The organism is Nonomuraea sp. SBT364, assembly GCF_001083785.1.
Classification (GTDB): Bacteria; Actinomycetota; Actinomycetes; order Streptosporangiales; family Streptosporangiaceae; genus Nonomuraea.
The window spans coordinates 20,230-35,822 of record NZ_LAVL01000084.1 but is presented as its reverse complement, the minus strand read 5'-3'; the positions used below and the strand labels follow the sequence as shown (position 1 = coordinate 35,822).

Here is a 15,593-nt window from a genome sequence, read left to right as displayed (position 1 = left end):
GGGAGGGGCGGAGCGGTTGACTAGGGGGATGCGTGCCATCGTGATCGCCGCCCAGGGCGGCCCAGAGGTTCTCGAGTACGTCGAGCGTCCCGATCCGGAGCCGGGTGCCGGGGAGGTGGTGGTGCAGGTCGCCGCGAGCGGCGTGAACTTCATCGACATCTACCACCGCTCCGGCCTGTACCCGCTCCAGTTGCCGAGCGGGATCGGCTCGGAGGGCGCGGGGGTGGTGTCCGCCGTGGGGCCCGGGGTGGACGGGGTCGCCGTGGGCGACGCCGTGGCGTGGGCCTCGGTGATGGGCTCGTACGCGGAGAAGGCCGTGGTGCCGGCCGACCGGGTGGTGCCGGTGCCCGACGGGGTGCCGGTCGACCTGGCGGCGGCCGTGATGCTGCAGGGCATGACGGCGCACTACCTCACGCACTCCACGCACGAGGTGAAGCCGGGCGACACGGTGCTGGTGCACGCGGCGGCGGGCGGGGTGGGGCTGCTGCTCACGCAGCTGGCCAAGCTCAGGGGCGCGCGGGTGCTGGCGACGGCGTCGACGGAGACGAAGGAGAAGCTGGCCCGCGAGGCCGGGGCGGACGAGGTCAGGCACTACGACGACTTCGCGCGGGCGTGGCGCGGCGAGGTGGACGTGGTCTACGACGGGGTGGGCGCCACGACGTTCGACGCGGGGCTGGAGGTGCTGCGCCGGCGGGGGCTGATGGTGCTGTACGGGGCGGCGAGCGGGCCGGTGCCGCCGGTGGATCCGCAGCGGCTGAACCGGGCCGGTTCGCTGTTCCTGACCCGGCCGACGCTGGTCGACTACGTGGCCGAGCGGGAGGAGCTGCTGTGGCGGGCGGCCGATCTGTTCGGCTGGATCGCCTCCGGTGAGCTCAGGGTCGACGTCTCGCAGCGTTACCCGCTGGCGGAGGCGGCCCGGGCGCAGGAGGATCTGGCCGCCCGCCGCACCACGGGGAAGCTGCTTCTCATCCCTTAATCTGACCCGCATGGACATAGCGGGATTCGCCCTTGTTGTCGCTCTGCTGACCGTGACGCCGGGGCTCGACACGGCGCTCATCCTGCGGACGTCGCTGCTGGCCGGCAGGCGTGCGGCGTGGGGGGTGACGCTGGGGATCCAGCTCGGGACGCTGGCGTGGGGGCTGGTGACGGCCGCCGGGCTGTCCACGTTGCTGGCGGCCTCGCAGCTCGCCTACGACGTGCTGCGCTGGGCGGGAGCGGCGTACCTGGTGTGGATGGGGGTGCGCATGCTCCTCGTCAGGAAGGACGCGCACGTGGAGGCGCCCGCCGAGCGGGAGGTGAGGTTCCGCACCGGGTTCCGGCGCGGGCTGGTCACCAACCTGCTCAATCCCAAGGTGGGCGCCTTCTACGTGGCGATGCTGCCGCAGTTCCTGCCGTCGGACGCGCCGCACGCGGGGTCCGGGCTGCTGCTGGCGGGGGTGCACGTGGCCGAGGGGCTGGTGTGGAGCGCGGCGCTGATCGCGTTCGCGGCCGCGATGAGCGGGCTGCTGCGGACGCCGTCCGTGCGCCGGCTGCTCGACCGCGTCACGGGGCTGGTCATCGTGGGCTTCGGCGTACGGCTCGCGGTGGACTGATCGCCGATGACCGGCGTCAATCCCACGGCCAGTCGAGCAGGCGGGCGCCGAGGACGGCCGTCTCCAGCGTGAAGCGCTGGGTGGGGTCGTCGGGCGAGAAGCCGGTCAGGCGGCGGATGCGCTGCAGCCGGTAGGTGACGGCGCGGGCGCTGAGCCCCAGCCTGCGGGCGGCGGCCGTCTGGTTGCCCTGGGCGGCGAAGACGGCCTCCAGGGTCTCCAGGAGCGGCCCGTGACCGCCACGGGCGTCCAGCAGCGGGCTCAGCACGCTGGTCACCAGGTCTTCCATGGCGCTCCTGTCACGCAGCAGCACAGGGAAGACGAGCAGGTCGGCGGCCTTGACCACGTCGTGCTTGAGCCCGAGCCGATCGGCCAGGTCGAGGGCCCCGGCGGCCTCACGGTAGGAGGCGACGATGCCGCCCGGGCCGCGCTGCGGCCGTCCGACGCCGACGCGCCAGCCTGCCGGGAAGCGGGCCCGTACGTGATGGGTGAACTCGCCGACGGCGGCGGGCAGCGTGGCGGGGACCACGCAGACGAGCAGGCCGTCGCGGACGGCGAGCAGGATGTTGTGGGAGCCGAACCGGGCGACGAGGTCGCGCTCGATGCGGTCGGGCTCGACCTCCCGCAGGCCGCGGGCGGCGGCCACGACGTACGACTCGGCCAGGCGCAGGCCGAAGTGCTCGGCGCGTTCGGCGAGGCGTTCGGCGCGGCCCAGCAGCAGGTCGTCGACGAACTGCCGGCGCTCCTCGGAGGCGTCGCGCAGGGCGGTGAGCTGGGCCTGCTCGTACCCGGCCAGGAGCGCGGCGACCGCCCTGCGTAAGGCGGGCAGCACGCCGGGGAGCCCGTCGGCGGCGGCGACGGCGGCGTCGACCAGGGCCGGGAGCGGGACGCCCAGTTCGGCGGCCCGGCCCCCGGCGGCGCGGTTGGCGTCGAGCGCGGCCCGATCCGGCAGCCGGCCGCTGCGGGCGGCCGCCCGGAGCGTGTGAAGGTGCCCGCCGAGCAGCTCAGCGAGCACCTCAGGGGGCACGGTCAAACTCCTATGTCGCGCCTGTCGAAGGCGAGTACGGCGGTGAGCACGAGCACGGCGATCGCGCCCGCCAGCACAAGGTAGTCCCCTGCCGGAAGGCCCTGGTAGAGGGGCCGGCCGGTGGCGTAGTAGTGGAACGGCGAGATCCACTTGAGCCAGGCGATCGCCTCGACGTTCTGGCCGACGGTGACGACCACGTAGCCGAGCACGGCCCACACGCCGCCCAGCGCCAGCGAGGGGGCGCGGCGCCCGGACGCCGCTCCGGCGGCCAGTGTGACGCTGCCGAAGAAGAGCCCGACCAGGTAGACGCCGGTGTGGGCGGCGACCAGCCGGTCGAGTCCGACGCCCAGCGCCACGCTCTCGGCCAGCGCCCAGGTGACCAGCAGCGTGATGACCGCCACCGCCAGCAGGCCGAGCGCGAAGGCGGCGAAGCGCTGCAGGAGCAGCCGCCGCCGGTCCACCGGCAGCGTGACGACGAGCTCCAGCGTGCCCGCCTCCTCGGGCTGCGCGATGGCGCGGTTGGCGATGAGCATCGCGCACACCGTGAACAGCATCGGCACGAACAGCTGGTAGACGACCGACTGCAGGTAGCCGAGGCCGCTGGTCATGTCCTGCAGCCCGCCCATGAGGTCGCGGAGCGCGCCGGGGAACTTGGCGAGCGCCTGCGCCCCATAAAGATCAGGATTCCCCGAAATATTGGGATAAATGCTCAAATACATGGCCATGAAGGCGCTGATGCCGATCGTCCACCAGATCAGCGACCGCCTGAACTCACGCAGGCTCTTGGCGATCATCGTCCCTCCCCTCGTCGCTGTAGTAGGTGAGGAAGATCTCCTCCAGATCGGGCTCCTCGCTGACCAGGTGCACCACGGTGAACCGGGCGGCCGCCTTGACCAGCGCGTCCGGCCGTCCGTCGATCGTGCAGCGCAGCCCGGCGCCCTCCACCCGCAGCTCCCGTACGCCGGGCAGGTCGGCGAACGCCTCGGCCGGGACCGGCGCGTCGAAGTGCAGTTCCACTCGCCGCATCGCCTTCTCCCGCAGCGCCGCCACGTTCTCGACCGCCACCAGCCGCCCGGCCCGTACGATGCCGACCCGGTCGGAGACGTGCTCCACCTCGGCCAGCACGTGCGAGGACATGAGCACGGTCCTGCCGGAGGCGCGCACCTCGCGCACCATGGTCAGGAACTCCTGCTGCACCAGCGGGTCGAGGCCGCCGGTCGGCTCGTCGAGGATGAGCAGGTCCGGCTCGTGCATGAACGCCTGGATGAGCCCGATCTTCTGCTTGTTGCCCTTGGAGAGCTTGCGCATCGGCACGGACAGGTCGGCGTCCAGCCGCTCGGCCAGCGCCTCGATCCGCGCGGCCGGCACGCCGCCGCGTACCCGGCCGAGGAAGGCCAGGTAGTCCGCGGCCCGCTCCCTGCCCTCCAGCGCCAGCTCGCCCGGCAGGTAGCCGATCCTGGCGCGGACGGCGGCCTCCCGCGAGCCGGCGCCGAGGACGCGGACGTGGCCACGGGTGGGCCTGATCACGTCAAGCAGCAGCCGGATCGTGGTGGTCTTGCCCGCGCCGTTCGGCCCGAGATAGCCGAAGATCTCCCCCGGCCGGATCTCCAGGGTGAGGTCCTCCAGGCCCCGGCGCCTGCCGTAGTACTTGGTCAGCCCTTCGGCCCGCACCACCGCTGTCATGCCGGAATGATGCCGCCCGGGGCGGCGTCCCGTCACCGGCCGGGTCCGGCATGGACGGGACCGCTTCCCTTCCGACACCCGGTAACCCGTTAATCCGGAATTCCGGAGTAGAGTGCTGACGTGGAGATCGAAGAACGGTTGAGCGCGCTGGAGGCCCGGGTCGCCGCCCTGGAGGGCAGACCGGCCACCGCGGTCACCGCCGCCGACGACACCGGCCGCGTCGTCTACGGCGGCGAGGCCAGCCTGGGCGGTTACCAATGGAAGTGGGAGGCCGTCCGCTCCCCCGGCTGGCTCGTCGAGCAGCCGGCCGCGCCGCTCGCCGCCGTGCTCGCCGCGGCCGGGCACCCGGCCAGGCTGCGCATCCTGCAACTGCTGCTCGCGGGCCCGCGACCCATCGCCGACCTGCAGGGCGAGCTGGCGCTGGCCTCGCAGGGGCAGCTCTACCACCACCTCAAGACGCTCGCCTCGGCCGGCCTGGTCGAGCAGCCGGAACGCGGCGTCTACCGGGTGCCGGCGCAGGCCGTCTTCCCGGTGCTGGCCCTGGCGGCCGCGGCCACGGACGTCGCCGGCCGGGAGTGAGGGACGTGGAGACCGCGTTCGTGCTCGGGGGCGGCGGCCTGCTCGGCGCCCACGAGGTCGGCATGCTGCAGGCGCTCGGCGAGGCGGGCATCGCCGCCGACCTGGTGGTCGGCACCTCCATCGGGGCGCTCAACGGGGCCCTGCTCGCCGCCGCCCCCGGCGACGCGGTGGCCAAGCTGACGTCGCTGTGGCGCTCCGACGTGGTCCGTACGGCTTTCTCGGGCTCCTGGGTGGCGCGGCTGTCCACGCTGGCCAGGACCGGCACGCACCTGCACCCGGTCACCCCGCTGCGCACGGCGCTGGAGGAGCTGGTGCCGGTCGGCCGGATCGAGGAGCTGGCGGTGCCGTTCCAGTGCGTGGCGGCGTCGGTGGAGCGGGCCGGGGCGCACTGGTTCACCGAGGGGCCGCTGGTGGAGGCGGTGCTGGCCTCGTGCGCGGTGCCGGGCCTGCTGCCGCCCGCGGTGATCGGCGGCGAGCACTTCTTCGACGGCGGCCTGGTGCACAGCATCCCCGTCGGCCGGGCCGTGCAACTGGGCGCCAAGCGGGTCTTCGTGCTGCACGTGGGCCGGATCGAGCGGCCGCTGACGCCGCCGAGGCGGCCGTGGGAGGTGGGCATGGTGGCGTTCGAGATCGCGCGGCGGCACCGGTTCACCGAGGAGATGGCCTCGCTGCCGTCGGGGGTCGAGGTGCACGTGCTGCCCGCGGGGGCGACCGGGCCGGTCTCACCGCTGCGCTACCGTGACTCCTCGCAGATCGGCCGCTACATCGACCGGGCCTATGAGGCTTCTTCCCGATACCTGCGCACCGGGGGAGGATGGAGGTGCTGACCTCCGGGAGGCCCGTGTGCTGCCCCCTCGCATCCTGCGCCGGCTGATCATCGCGCCGCTGGTCGTCGTGGTGACCGTGTTCATGGTCGTCACGCTGCCGCTCTGGCTGCTGGTGACGGCCGCCGCGTCGCTGCGCCTGCCGCCGCCGCAGCGCCGGGGGCTGCGGTTCGTCTGGTTCGGCGTGGCGTGGCTGACGCTGGAGACGGCGGTGCTCACCGCCTGCCTGGCGCTGTGGGTGGCGGGCGCGTTCGGCCGGGCCCGCCACCAGGAGCGGCACTACGCGCTGATCAGGTGGTTCCTGGCCAAGGTGTACGGCGCGGCGGTGCGGATCTTCCGGCTGACCGTGGAGATCCGCGAACCACCGGCCGGGGCGGAGCAGGCGGCCCGGCCGGTGCTGGTGCTGTCGCGGCACGCCGGTCCCGGCGACTCGTTCCTGCTGATCTACCACCTGCTCGCGCGGTACGGCAGGCGGCCGAGGATCGTGATGAAGGCGGCGTTGCAGCTCGACCCGTCGCTGGACGTGGTGATCAACCGGCTGCCGAACGCGTTCGTGCCCCGCAAGCGCGGCCAGAGCGGGGTGATCGAGGAGATCCGCAGGCTGGCCGCGACGATGGACGACCACGACGCGCTGGTGATCTTCCCGGAGGGCGGCAACTTCACCCCGCGCCGCCGCCTGCTGGCGATCCGCCGGCTGGAGGAGAAGGGGCTGGCCGTGGAGGCGGCCCGCGCCAGGGGCCTGGAGCACCTGCTGCCGCCCAGGCCGGGCGGGGCCATCGCGGCGATCGAGGCGTGCCCCGCCGCGGACGTGGTGTTCGTGGCGCACACCGGCCTGGACGACCTGGTGACGCTCGGCGACGTGTGGCGCAGGCTGCCGTTCAGCGCGCACATCAGCGCGCAGTGGTGGCGGGTGCCGGCCGAACAGGTGCCGCGCGGGCGCGAGGAGCGGGTGCGCTGGCTGTATGACCAGTGGGAGGTCATCGACGCGTGGATCGCGGAGCACCGGGAGGCAGCGTCGGCGCCCCGGGCGGGCCGTTCGTGATGAGGTCGAGCAGCGCGCCGGTGTCGAGGTGCTCCTCGACCAGGTCGCCGAGCGCGTCCAGGCGTTCCTCGCGGAGCCCGGCGAAGTCGGTGGCGGGGTCGGGGACGAAGTCGCGCCCGGCCCGCTCGGCCACGTCGGCCAGGAAGGCGCGCCGGAACGCGTCGTTCTCCAGCGCGCCGTGCCAGGTGGTGCCCTGCACGGCGGCCACCCGGCAGCCGTCCAGGAACGGCTCGCCGCCCTCGACCGTGGCCCGGCCGTGGTGGATCTCGTAGCCGCGCACCGGCTGCCCGTACGCCTCGCCGTACGGCCTGGCCAGGATCTTCTCGGCGGCGAACTCGACGCGTACCGGCAGCAGCCCGAGGCCGTCCACCCGGCCCGCGCCCGACTCCACCTCGTCGACGATCTCGCGCCCGAGCATCTGGAAGCCGCCGCAGATGCCCAGGATCGGCCCCTCGCGTGACACCAGCGCGTCGGCCAGCCCGGTGCGGCGCAGCCAGGCCAGGTCGTCCACGGTGGCGCGGGTGCCTGGCAGCACCACCAGGTCGGCGTCGTCCAGCCCGGCCGGATCGGTGACGAACCGCACCACCACGCCGGGCTCGGCCGCCAGCGCGTCCAGGTCGGTGAAGTTCGAGACGCGTGGCAGCCGGACCACCGCCACCCGCAGCGTCTGCCTGCCGTACGGCCGGCGCGCGGGGATCGAGCGGCCGTCCAGGGCCAGCGAGTCCTCCACGTCCATCCACAGCCCGTCCAGCCAGGGCAGCACCCCGTACACCCGCCGCCCGGTCAGTTCCCTGAGCTGGTCGAGGCCCGGTTCGAGCAGCTCCCTGGCGCCGCGGAACTTGTTGACCACGAAGCCGGCCACCAGCGCCTGGTCGGCGGCCTCCAGCAGGCCGACGGTGCCGTAGAAGGCGGCGAACACCCCGCCCCTGTCGATGTCCCCGACCACGATCACGGGCAGGTCCGCGGCCCTGGCCAGGCCCATGTTGGCGATGTCGCCGGGGCGCAGGTTGATCTCGGCCGGGCTGCCCGCGCCCTCGCACACGACGACGTCGTAGGAATCGCGCAGCCGGGCCAGCGACTCCAGGGCGGTCGCGCGCAGCAGGTCCCTGAGCTCGCCGTACTCCATCGCGTCCACGTCGGCGACCGGCCGGCCCATGAGCACGACCTGGCTGCGCCGGTCGCTGCCGGGCTTGAGCAGGATCGGGTTCATGTCGGCGGCCGGTTCCAGGCCCGCCGCCTGCGCCTGCATCGCCTGGGCGCGGCCGATCTCGGCGCCGTCGGCGGTGACGTACGAGTTGAGCGACATGTTCTGGGCCTTGTACGGCGCCACGCGCACACCCTGGCGGGCCAGCCAGCGGCAGATGCCCGCGGTGACCACGCTCTTGCCGGCGTCGGAGGTGGTGCCCGCGACGAGGAGTGCGCCCTTCACCTGGAGCAGCGTAGTGCGAAATCGTAAGGAAACACCCATTTACGAATCCTGTGACTTCTGCCACTCTGACTAGAACGTTCGCCTAGAACGTAATTCTAGATTTTCCTCCTGGAAGGTGGGGCATGGTCGGAACGCTGGGTTCGCCTCGGACCGGCAGGATCGACGCGGCCGCCAGAGCGCCGTTCGGCTGGGCGCCTCTGGTGGTGCTCTTCATCGTCGGCCTCGTCGACCGCATGGAAGCCAACCTGCTATCGGGCGTGCTCCCGCTGGTGCAGCACGAATGGGGCTTCAGCGACACCGCGGCCGGCTCCATCCCCACGGCGGCCGCGCTCGCCGGGGCGATCGTGGCCATCCCGGCCGGCTACTTCGCCGACCGGTACAACCGCACGCGGATCATCGCCGTGGTGGTCTTCATCTGGGCCATCGCCACGCTCGGCACCGGCCTGGCCACCGGGTTCGTCATGTTCTACCTGATGCGGGTGCTGCTCGCCGCCGCCGAGAACATCGACAACCCCGCCGCCGGCAGCCTGCTCGCCGACTACTACCCGCCGATCAGCAGGGCCAAGGCGTACGGCCTGACCCGCGTCACGACCTACCTGGGCGGCGTCGGCACGCTGCTGGGCGGGGTGCTCGGCCAGGCGTACGGGTGGCGGAACGCGTTCATGATCATGGTGATCCCGGGACTGCTCACCGCCGTGCTCGTCTGGCTGCTCAAGGAGCCGCGCCGGGGCGAACTGGACCGGATCGTCGCCCGCTCCGCCACGGTCCCCGCCGAGCCGGTGCCCGCGCCCGACCCCGCCCCCGCGCCCGTCGCCGAGAAGGTGCCGTTCGGCAAGCAGATGCGGCAGGTGCTCACCATCCCGTCGCTGGTGTTCGTCTGCGTGGGGCTCGGGCTGCTCACGCTGGGCCTGGCCGGGGTCTTCTTCTGGCTGCCGACGCTCATGGTCCGCACCTTCGGCGTCCCGGCCGGGATGGCGGGCTCGGTGTCCGGCCTGATCACCATCGCCGGCACGCTCGCCGGCACCCTGATCGGTTCCTGGCTGGGCCGCACCTGGCACGGCACCCGCAAGGGCGGCCGGCTGCTGGCCGGCGGCGGCGGCATCACGATCGGCGCGCTCGTCCTGGCCGTCGCGCTGTCGATGGGCTCGCTGTGGCCGATGGCCATCCTCACCCTGCTCGCCTGCACGTCCATGTCGATCGCCATCCCGAACATGACCGCCTGCCTGGCGGACGTGGTGCCGGCCAGCGCCCGCGGGCTCGGCTTCGCCGCGCTCCAGCTCCTCATCACCGGCTGCGGCGCCTTCGGCTCGCTGATCGTCGGCATCGCCTCGGACCAGCTCGGCTCGCTCGTCGGCGGCATGTACATCCTGATCGTCCCGATGGTGATCGGCGGCCTGATCACCCTCGGCGCGCGGGGCTCCTTCGAGCGCGACGCCACCAAGGTCCTCGACGCCGCCCGCGACTCGTGAGCCCGCTCAGCCCCCGGCGACGGGGGCTGAGCCGCTTACTCAGTGCCCGGCCCCGCTGATCTCGTTCGGCGTCCCCGGCAGCGTCCCCGTCCGGAGCTTCTCGCCCGACTCGACGTCCACCGCGTGCACCTGCTTCCGGTCCGGGTCCGTCACGTACGCCACGTGGCCCCGCACGAAGATCGCGGGCCGGGGCCGCTGCCACTCGATAGGCTCACGCCACTCCCCCAGCACCGGGATCGTCCTGACGACCTTCCCCTTCTCCGGGTCGATCACGTGGATCCCGCCGTCGGTGCCCAGCACCAGCGCCTCGCCGTGCGGTCCCCGCGCCAGCGACCGGAAGGTGTAGCTGGTCCCGAGGTCCACCAGCCGCATCCGCCCCGACCCGGTGTCGATGAGCGACACCTGCTCGGGCCGCTCCAGCTCGGCGTCCGGGTCCTTCTTGTAGTCGCCGAGCACGATCGGCGACTCGTCCGTCCCCGCCTGGTTGCCGACGCGCCCGTACGGGTCGGGGCTGCCGATTTTGGTGATCTTGCCGTTCCGGTAGACGAGGACCCCGTCCTCGCACCCGATCACCACGGCCTCGCCCTCGGCCGTGGCCTCGCCGTGCACGCCGGGGCACTGCTCGCTGCGGGCGATCTCCCGGCGGTCGCGGTCGAGGACGATGATGCCGCTGCGCTTCTCCTCGGTGCCGAGGGTGACGAGGAGCTCGCCGTTCGCGAGCTGGACGGCCACGCCGTGATGCGGCGCCGCCGCCTGGTAGACCTCCCCCTCGGGCAGCCCGCTCGCCAGCTCCTTCGGGTCGAAGACGGTGACCTTGCCGGTGCCGTCGGAGAACAGCACGGTCTTGCCCGCGTGCCTGACCACGTGGCCCGGCTTGGGACCCTTGAACTCGTCGGCCTTCAGCTCGGGCGTGGCCGCGTCGAGCACCCGGAACCCGGTCGACGTCGACACCATCACGTGCCGCTCGTCACCGGCCGGGTTGACCCGGTTGAAGCCCGGCAGCGGGATGTCCTCGGCCACGGTCAGCGTCTCGCCGTCCAGGACGTACAGACCGCCGTCGTACGTCGCGACGAGCGGCGCCTTGACCGGCTCGGCCGGCGTCGGCACAGCGGCCGGCGACGCGGCCGGCGACGCGGGGGCGGCGGCCGGGGCGCTCTGGGCGCCGCAGGCGCTCGCGAGCAGGGCCGCGGCCAGCAGGAGGGGGAGCTTGCGATTCATCCGTTTCCTTCTCTCAGGGGGTCGCGCCAAGTCCGGAGACCATGGCGTCGGTGTTGGCGCGCATCATCCGCAGGTAGGTGTCGGCGCCGCCGCCGGCCGCGCTCAGCGACTCGGTGAACAGGCCGACGACCTCGACCTCCAGCCCGGCCTCCGAGGCCAGGACCTGGACGAGCCGGTCGGGTTGCGGGGAGTCGGCGAAGATCGCGGGCACGTCGTGCTCGCGGATGGCGTCGGCGAGGTCCTTGAGGTCGGAGGCGCTCGGCGAGGCGAGCGTGGTGCCACCCGGGATCACCGCCCCGACGACCTCGAAGCCGTACCTTTCGGCGAAGTAGCCGAAGACGTGATGGTTGGTGACGAGCTTGCGCCGTGCGGGCGGGATCGTCGCCAGGCGGCGCTCCATCCAGGCGTCGAGCTGTTCGAGCTGGCGCCGGTAGGCGGCGGCGCCGGCGCGGACGGCGGCCGGGTCCACGCCGTCGATGCGCTCGGCCCGCGCGGCGATCGCGTCGACCGCCCTGGCCATGCGGCCGGGGTCGGTCCAGAAGTGCGGGTCGGGCCGGTCGCCGCCCGCGTACGGCAGCGGCCCGGCGGCCTCGGCGGCGGCCAGCGCGGGCACCCCCGCCTCCTCGGCCGCCCGGACGTGCCGCAGGACGCCCTCCTCCAGGCCGAGGCCGTTGTGGACGACGAGCGACGCGCGTTCGAGCCGGGCGGCGTCGCGGGCGGAGACGCCGAACGAGTGCGGATCGGCGCCGGCCTTCATGAGCACCGTGACCTCGGCCTCGTCGCCGACGATCATGCGGGTGACGTCGCCGAGGATGTTCGTGGTGACGACCACCTCCGGGCGCCGCTCGCCGCCCGCCGAGCAGCCGGCCAGCAGCAGCATCACCACGATCAGCAGGATTCTCATCGGCCGGTCTCCACCATGTGCGCGGGCGCGAAGCCCAGCTCGAACGTGCGGGCGCGGCGCAGGCCGTCGTTGTAGTCGATCTCGTGCACGGCCCGCCCCGCCGGGTCGTTGACGTAGGCGCGGCTGGTGTCGGCCTGGATGGTCCGCGTGCTCGCCGACGCCGGCAGCCGGGTCCTGGCCAGCCGCTTGCCGGAACCGGGATCCCAGGCGTGCAGGACTCCGTCGGCGGTCAGCGCGAGCACCGGCGACTCAGGACCGGTGGCGGTGACCGCCACCACGGGGCCGGTGCGCAGCAGCTCGGCGGTCTTCGCGGTGACGTCGACCACCAGCACGCCCCGGTCACCGGCCTTGGCCGCGAGCACGGTGCTGCCGGGACGGGCGTGCAACTCCCCCACGCCGTCCGGGTACCGGATCTTCTCCGCGCCGTCCCGCCCCACCAGCAGCGCGCCGTCGGCGCACGCGAACACCGCGCCGCGCCTGGTCACGACCGCGTCGCGGGGCTCCGGGCAGGGCGCGCCCAGCTCGCCCGCCGGCTCGCCGGTCCGGGTCACGACCGCGTTCTCGCCGGGGACGAGCAGCCGCTCCTCGTACGGCAGGACCGTGTCGTACGGGAGCTCGGCCGTCCGGACGATCTCGCCCCGCTCCAGCCTGGCACGGTCGAGCAGGACCGTGCCGTCGCCCGACACGGCCGTCACCGCCGCGTCGCCGGCCACCCGGCGCCCGGCGACCGTGCCCACGTCGCGGGGCGCGGACCGGTAGTAGTGGACGTGGTCGCCGTGGTCGACGGTCCAGGCGCCGCTGTCGACGACGCGCAACCGGTCACCGGTGCGGACATAGGCGAAACGTCCGTCGCCCTCGATGCCGTCGACCGTCCCGCTCCCGCCGAGACCGGTGACCTTGCCGGTGATCAGGTCGAGCACGTGCACCGCGCCCGCGGGGTCGGCCAGCACCAGGCGGGACTGCGGCTCGGCCGCCTCCTCGGCCCCTTCCACGTAGCCGTGCGGCACGGGCTCGGCGACCCGCGCGGGCTCCGCCGTGCCGCATCCGGCCAGGATGACCGTCAGGACAGTCGTCAGGACGGTCGTCAGGGCGAGCGCCGTGGCCCGCGTCCGGCCGCGCATCACCGGGCCGCCCACAACCTGGAGCCCCCCAGCTTGGAGCCCCTCAGCTTGGAGGCCAGCGCTGACACGAAGAACAGTGACACCGCCACGGCCGCGATCGTCGCCCCCGCGGCCGTGCCGAGATGCCAGGACACCAGCAGCCCCGACACCGCCGCCAGCACGCCGAGCAGCGCCGCCCCCAGCATGATCATCGGGATCCGCCGCGCCCACAGCGCCATCGCCGCCGGAGGCGCGATGAGCAGCCCGAACACCAGCAGCGTGCCCACCACGTGGAACGACGCCACGATCGCCAGCGTGACCAGCCCGAGCAGCAGCGCGTGCGCCAGCCGGGGCCGCATCCCGAGCGTGCTCGCCTTGCGCGGATCGAAGGCCAGCGCGACGAACATCCGGTGCCCGAGCAGCGACACCAGCGCCGCCACGGCCAGCGCCACCGCGAGCTGGACGAGCTCCCGGTCGCGCACCGCCAGCACGTCGCCGAACAGGAACCCGGTCAGGTCCACCGCGAACGAGTCGGACCGCGACACCACGATCACGCCCAGCGCGAGCATCCCCGCGAACAGCAGCCCGATCGCCGTGTCCTGCGACACCCTGCGCGACCTGCCCAGCACCGTAACGCCCGCCGCCATCGCGACGGCGGCCACCAGCCCGCCCACCACCGGGCTGCCGCCGAGCAGCGCGGCCAGCGCCACCCCCGGCAGCATCCCGTGCGACATCGCGTCGCCCATGAACGCCATGCCGCGCAGCACCACCCACGTCCCGGCCATCGCGCAGACCAGCGACACCAGCACCGACGCCCACAACGCCTGCCGTACGAAGGACACCTCGAAGGGGTCCAGCAACCAATCCATGACCCGCACCCTACAATGAAAACCGTTATCGCTTTCAAGTCAGGGGCAAGGCATGAAGATCGACAAGCTGGTGGCCGGCTATCCAGGCCGTACGGTGTTGCACCAGGTCACAGCCGACATTCCAGACGCCCAGCTGACCGCCGTAACAGGGCCTAACGGATCCGGCAAATCCACCCTGCTGGGCGTGCTGGCCGGGGTGATCCGCGCCACCTCCGGCACCGTCGAGCGGCGCCGCCGGCCCGCGTTCGTCATGCAGCGCAGCGAGGTGAGCGACGTCCTGCCGATCACCGTCCGCGACACGGTGGCGATGGGCCGCTGGGCGCACCGCGGCCCCTGGCGCCGCCTGAGCCGGCGCGACTGGTCGGTCGTCGACTCCTGCCTGACCCGCCTGGGCATCGCCGACCTGGCCGGGCGCCCGCTCGGCGACCTGTCGGGCGGGCAGCGCCAGCGCGCGCTGGTCGCCCAGGGCCTGGCCCAGGAGTCGGACCTGCTCCTGCTCGACGAGCCCGCCACCGGCCTCGACACCGAGGCGAGGTCGCACATCGCCGCCGTCCTGAAGGAGGTGACGGCGGACGGCGTCACGGTCGTGCACGCCACCCATGACCTGTCCGCCGCCCTGGACGCCGACCACTGCCTCGTCCTCCGCGACGGCCGCCTCCTCGCCGAAGGCCCACCGGACACGACACCGGGCGAGATACGAAAGAAAGATTGCGCAATTTCCCTTTCGCATCTACGCTCGACTCATGGCTCTCGATGAGACCCGCCGGATCACCGACCTCGGCACGCTGAAGGCGCTGGCCCACCCCCTGCGCCTGAGGCTCTACCGGGCGCTGTCCCACGCGGGCACCGCGACCGCCTCCCACCTGGCCGACCAGGTGGACGAGGCGGTCTCCCTGGTGAGCTACCACCTGCGCAGGCTCGCCGCCCACGGCCTCATCCTGGAAGCCGAGCCGCAGAGCGCCGACGGCCGCGAGCGCTGGTGGCAGGTCGACCGCGGCCTGCAGATCCAGGACAGCGACTTCCGCGACGCCCCCGAGCGGGCCGCCGCCTACGCGTCCTTCACCCGGCTGGCCTTCCGCGAGCACAGCGAGGTCTACGAGCGCTATCTCGACGAGCAGCCCACCTGGGACCAGGAGTGGCGCGCCGCCGCCTTCAGCTCGCAATTCCTGCCCAGGCTCACCGCGGGCGAGCTGGCCACGATGCACGACGAGCTCACCGAGGTGCTCAAACGCTGGGAGTCACGCGCCATGGCGGCCGTCGAGGCCGGCGACACCGATGGCCGCGAGAACGTCGTCCTGCACCTCTACGGGTTCCCCACCCGCCCCTGACCGGCGAGGAGTCACCATGCACCCGGACGTCCACCTCAGTCTCGACCGCATCCGCGCCGCGGAGCTGCGCGAGAGCGCTCACCGGTGGCGGCTGGCCCGCGTGCCGCGCTCCACCTGGACCGGAGCGGCAAGCCGGCGGATCGGCTGGGCCCTGATCGAGACAGGTCTGAGGCTGGTGCACCACAGCGCGTCCAGAAAGTCAGCAGTGGCTGAAATTTCAGGAGATTTGATCTGAGCCGATGGTGTATCAAGGTGCACGGCCCCTACTCCTTCTGGGTATCAGAGGAGGCTCTCGTGGAATCATCAGACGGCCGCGTCATCCTGTTCCTGATCATCGCCGTAACCGTCTTCGTCGCCGGACGCCGCTACCAGTCGCTGATCTCGTCACGTCAGGTGTGGCGCGACACGATGAAGGCGGCCTCGGCCCGCAAGCTCGTCGCTTCCAACGCCGCCCGGTCCATGCTCTGGGTGGGCGCCGTCACCCTGTTCGTCTTCTGGCTCGTGGCGAACCTCAACCGCATCCTGTGAAGAC

Annotated in this window: 18 protein-coding genes; 10 read left to right on the top strand and 8 right to left on the bottom strand. The window is 72.9% G+C overall.

Translation table 11 applies throughout. The features are described from left to right. Positions 1 to 28: 28 nt before the first annotated feature. Both ADY59_RS29770 and ADY59_RS29765 read left to right on the top strand, forming a co-directional pair. The gene (locus tag ADY59_RS29770; protein ID WP_049568816.1) at positions 29 to 976 is read left to right on the top strand and encodes a quinone oxidoreductase family protein; all 948 of its coding nucleotides are present in this window, start codon (positions 29 to 31) and stop codon (positions 974 to 976) included. Between the two features lie 10 nt (positions 977 to 986). Beyond that, positions 987 to 1,592 (top strand): LysE family translocator, encoded by a 606-nt coding sequence (locus tag ADY59_RS29765; RefSeq protein ID WP_049568814.1) that lies wholly within the window; start codon positions 987 to 989, stop codon positions 1,590 to 1,592. Positions 1,593 to 1,608: 16 nt separating this feature from the next. On the opposite strand, the gene ADY59_RS29760 is transcribed toward ADY59_RS29765, so the two are convergent. The 3 genes from ADY59_RS29760 to ADY59_RS29750 are packed head-to-tail and all read right to left on the bottom strand — an operon-like array spanning position 1,609 to position 4,299. Beyond that, positions 1,609 to 2,616 carry a PucR family transcriptional regulator gene (locus tag ADY59_RS29760; protein ID WP_053175275.1) on the bottom strand — a complete coding sequence of 336 codons (1,008 nt, stop codon included), beginning with the start codon at positions 2,614 to 2,616 and terminating at the stop codon, positions 1,609 to 1,611. 2 nt (positions 2,617 to 2,618) lie between these two features. Then, complete coding sequence (locus tag ADY59_RS29755; RefSeq protein WP_049568811.1) at positions 2,619 to 3,410, bottom strand: ABC transporter permease subunit; 792 nt, start codon at positions 3,408 to 3,410, stop codon at positions 2,619 to 2,621. Beyond that, positions 3,388 to 4,299, bottom strand: a complete 912-nt coding sequence (locus ADY59_RS29750) for an ABC transporter ATP-binding protein (RefSeq protein ID WP_049568808.1) — start codon at positions 4,297 to 4,299, stop codon at positions 3,388 to 3,390. Before ADY59_RS29750 ends, ADY59_RS29755 begins: the two co-directional genes overlap by 23 nt. A 120-nt stretch (positions 4,300 to 4,419) precedes the next feature. Here ADY59_RS29750 and ADY59_RS29745 point away from each other — a divergent pair, with 120 nt between their 5' ends. The 3 genes from ADY59_RS29745 to ADY59_RS29735 are packed head-to-tail and all read left to right on the top strand — an operon-like array spanning position 4,420 to position 6,744. Then, positions 4,420 to 4,878 (top strand): ArsR/SmtB family transcription factor, encoded by a 459-nt coding sequence (locus ADY59_RS29745; protein WP_049568805.1) that lies wholly within the window; start codon positions 4,420 to 4,422, stop codon positions 4,876 to 4,878. A 5-nt stretch (positions 4,879 to 4,883) separates the two neighbouring features. Beyond that, positions 4,884 to 5,705: a patatin-like phospholipase family protein gene (locus tag ADY59_RS29740; protein ID WP_049568802.1), complete on the top strand. Its 822-nt coding sequence runs from the start codon at positions 4,884 to 4,886 to the stop codon at positions 5,703 to 5,705. A gap of 16 nt (positions 5,706 to 5,721) precedes the next feature. Beyond that, complete coding sequence (locus tag ADY59_RS29735; protein ID WP_049568799.1) at positions 5,722 to 6,744, top strand: 1-acyl-sn-glycerol-3-phosphate acyltransferase; 1,023 nt, start codon at positions 5,722 to 5,724, stop codon at positions 6,742 to 6,744. Here the strand turns inward: ADY59_RS29735 and ADY59_RS29730 are convergent. After that, positions 6,680 to 8,173: a cobyric acid synthase gene (locus tag ADY59_RS29730; RefSeq protein ID WP_231618962.1), complete on the bottom strand. Its 1,494-nt coding sequence runs from the start codon at positions 8,171 to 8,173 to the stop codon at positions 6,680 to 6,682. The genes ADY59_RS29735 and ADY59_RS29730 overlap by 65 nt on opposite strands. A 122-nt stretch (positions 8,174 to 8,295) precedes the next feature. Between ADY59_RS29730 and ADY59_RS29725 the strand changes: the two genes are divergently transcribed. Beyond that, complete coding sequence (locus ADY59_RS29725) at positions 8,296 to 9,642, top strand: MFS transporter (RefSeq protein ID WP_049568793.1); 1,347 nt, start codon at positions 8,296 to 8,298, stop codon at positions 9,640 to 9,642. Between the two features lie 39 nt (positions 9,643 to 9,681). Here the strand turns inward: ADY59_RS29725 and aztD are convergent, their stop codons facing one another. The 4 genes from aztD to aztB are packed head-to-tail and all read right to left on the bottom strand — an operon-like array spanning position 9,682 to position 13,733. Beyond that, entirely contained in the window at positions 9,682 to 10,860 is a 1,179-nt protein-coding gene (gene aztD / locus ADY59_RS29720) for a zinc metallochaperone AztD (protein ID WP_049568790.1), read from the bottom strand. Positions 10,861 to 10,873: 13 nt separating this feature from the next. Beyond that, positions 10,874 to 11,764: a zinc ABC transporter substrate-binding protein AztC gene (gene aztC / locus ADY59_RS29715; protein WP_049568787.1), complete on the bottom strand. Its 891-nt coding sequence runs from the start codon at positions 11,762 to 11,764 to the stop codon at positions 10,874 to 10,876. Further along, positions 11,761 to 12,885 carry a hypothetical protein gene (locus ADY59_RS29710; RefSeq protein ID WP_082310510.1) on the bottom strand — a complete coding sequence of 375 codons (1,125 nt, stop codon included), beginning with the start codon at positions 12,883 to 12,885 and terminating at the stop codon, positions 11,761 to 11,763. The genes aztC and ADY59_RS29710 overlap by 4 nt, the downstream gene beginning before the upstream one ends. Next, positions 12,885 to 13,733 carry a zinc ABC transporter permease AztB gene (gene aztB / locus ADY59_RS29705; RefSeq protein WP_049568784.1) on the bottom strand — a complete coding sequence of 283 codons (849 nt, stop codon included), beginning with the start codon at positions 13,731 to 13,733 and terminating at the stop codon, positions 12,885 to 12,887. Before aztB ends, ADY59_RS29710 begins: the two co-directional genes overlap by 1 nt. Positions 13,734 to 13,785: 52 nt before the next feature. Here aztB and aztA point away from each other — a divergent pair, with 52 nt between their 5' ends. From aztA to ADY59_RS29685, 4 genes are read left to right on the top strand one after another with little or no spacing between them, the layout of a single operon-like run. Further along, positions 13,786 to 14,490: a zinc ABC transporter ATP-binding protein AztA gene (gene aztA / locus ADY59_RS29700; protein ID WP_049568782.1), complete on the top strand. Its 705-nt coding sequence runs from the start codon at positions 13,786 to 13,788 to the stop codon at positions 14,488 to 14,490. Next, positions 14,477 to 15,061, top strand: a complete 585-nt coding sequence (locus ADY59_RS29695) for an ArsR/SmtB family transcription factor (protein ID WP_049568779.1) — start codon at positions 14,477 to 14,479, stop codon at positions 15,059 to 15,061. The genes aztA and ADY59_RS29695 overlap by 14 nt, the downstream gene beginning before the upstream one ends. A gap of 16 nt (positions 15,062 to 15,077) precedes the next feature. Next, on the top strand, positions 15,078 to 15,296 hold the full coding sequence (locus ADY59_RS29690; protein WP_049568776.1) for a hypothetical protein: 219 nt from the start codon (positions 15,078 to 15,080) through the stop codon (positions 15,294 to 15,296). 59 nt (positions 15,297 to 15,355) lie between these two features. Then, positions 15,356 to 15,589 carry a hypothetical protein gene (locus tag ADY59_RS29685; RefSeq protein ID WP_049568773.1) on the top strand — a complete coding sequence of 78 codons (234 nt, stop codon included), beginning with the start codon at positions 15,356 to 15,358 and terminating at the stop codon, positions 15,587 to 15,589. Positions 15,590 to 15,593 lie beyond the last annotated feature (4 nt).

Excerpts from the sequence above, each read along its gene's own strand:
- ADY59_RS29770 (WP_049568816.1), top strand. The coding sequence starts at position 29 with ATGCGTGCCATCGTGATCGCCGCCCAGGGCGGCCCAGAGGTTCTCGAG.
- ADY59_RS29765 (WP_049568814.1), top strand. The coding sequence starts at position 987 with ATGGACATAGCGGGATTCGCCCTTGTTGTCGCTCTGCTGACCGTGACG.
- ADY59_RS29755 (WP_049568811.1), bottom strand. The coding sequence starts at position 3,410 with ATGATCGCCAAGAGCCTGCGTGAGTTCAGGCGGTCGCTGATCTGGTGG.
- ADY59_RS29750 (WP_049568808.1), bottom strand. The coding sequence starts at position 4,299 with ATGACAGCGGTGGTGCGGGCCGAAGGGCTGACCAAGTACTACGGCAGG.
- ADY59_RS29725 (WP_049568793.1), top strand. The coding sequence starts at position 8,296 with ATGGTCGGAACGCTGGGTTCGCCTCGGACCGGCAGGATCGACGCGGCC.
- aztD (WP_049568790.1), bottom strand. The coding sequence starts at position 10,860 with ATGAATCGCAAGCTCCCCCTCCTGCTGGCCGCGGCCCTGCTCGCGAGC.
- aztC (WP_049568787.1), bottom strand. The coding sequence starts at position 11,764 with ATGAGAATCCTGCTGATCGTGGTGATGCTGCTGCTGGCCGGCTGCTCG.
- ADY59_RS29710 (WP_082310510.1), bottom strand. The coding sequence starts at position 12,885 with ATGCGCGGCCGGACGCGGGCCACGGCGCTCGCCCTGACGACCGTCCTG.
- aztB (WP_049568784.1), bottom strand. The coding sequence starts at position 13,733 with ATGGATTGGTTGCTGGACCCCTTCGAGGTGTCCTTCGTACGGCAGGCG.
- aztA (WP_049568782.1), top strand. The coding sequence starts at position 13,786 with ATGAAGATCGACAAGCTGGTGGCCGGCTATCCAGGCCGTACGGTGTTG.
- ADY59_RS29695 (WP_049568779.1), top strand. The coding sequence starts at position 14,477 with ATGGCTCTCGATGAGACCCGCCGGATCACCGACCTCGGCACGCTGAAG.
- ADY59_RS29690 (WP_049568776.1), top strand. The coding sequence starts at position 15,078 with ATGCACCCGGACGTCCACCTCAGTCTCGACCGCATCCGCGCCGCGGAG.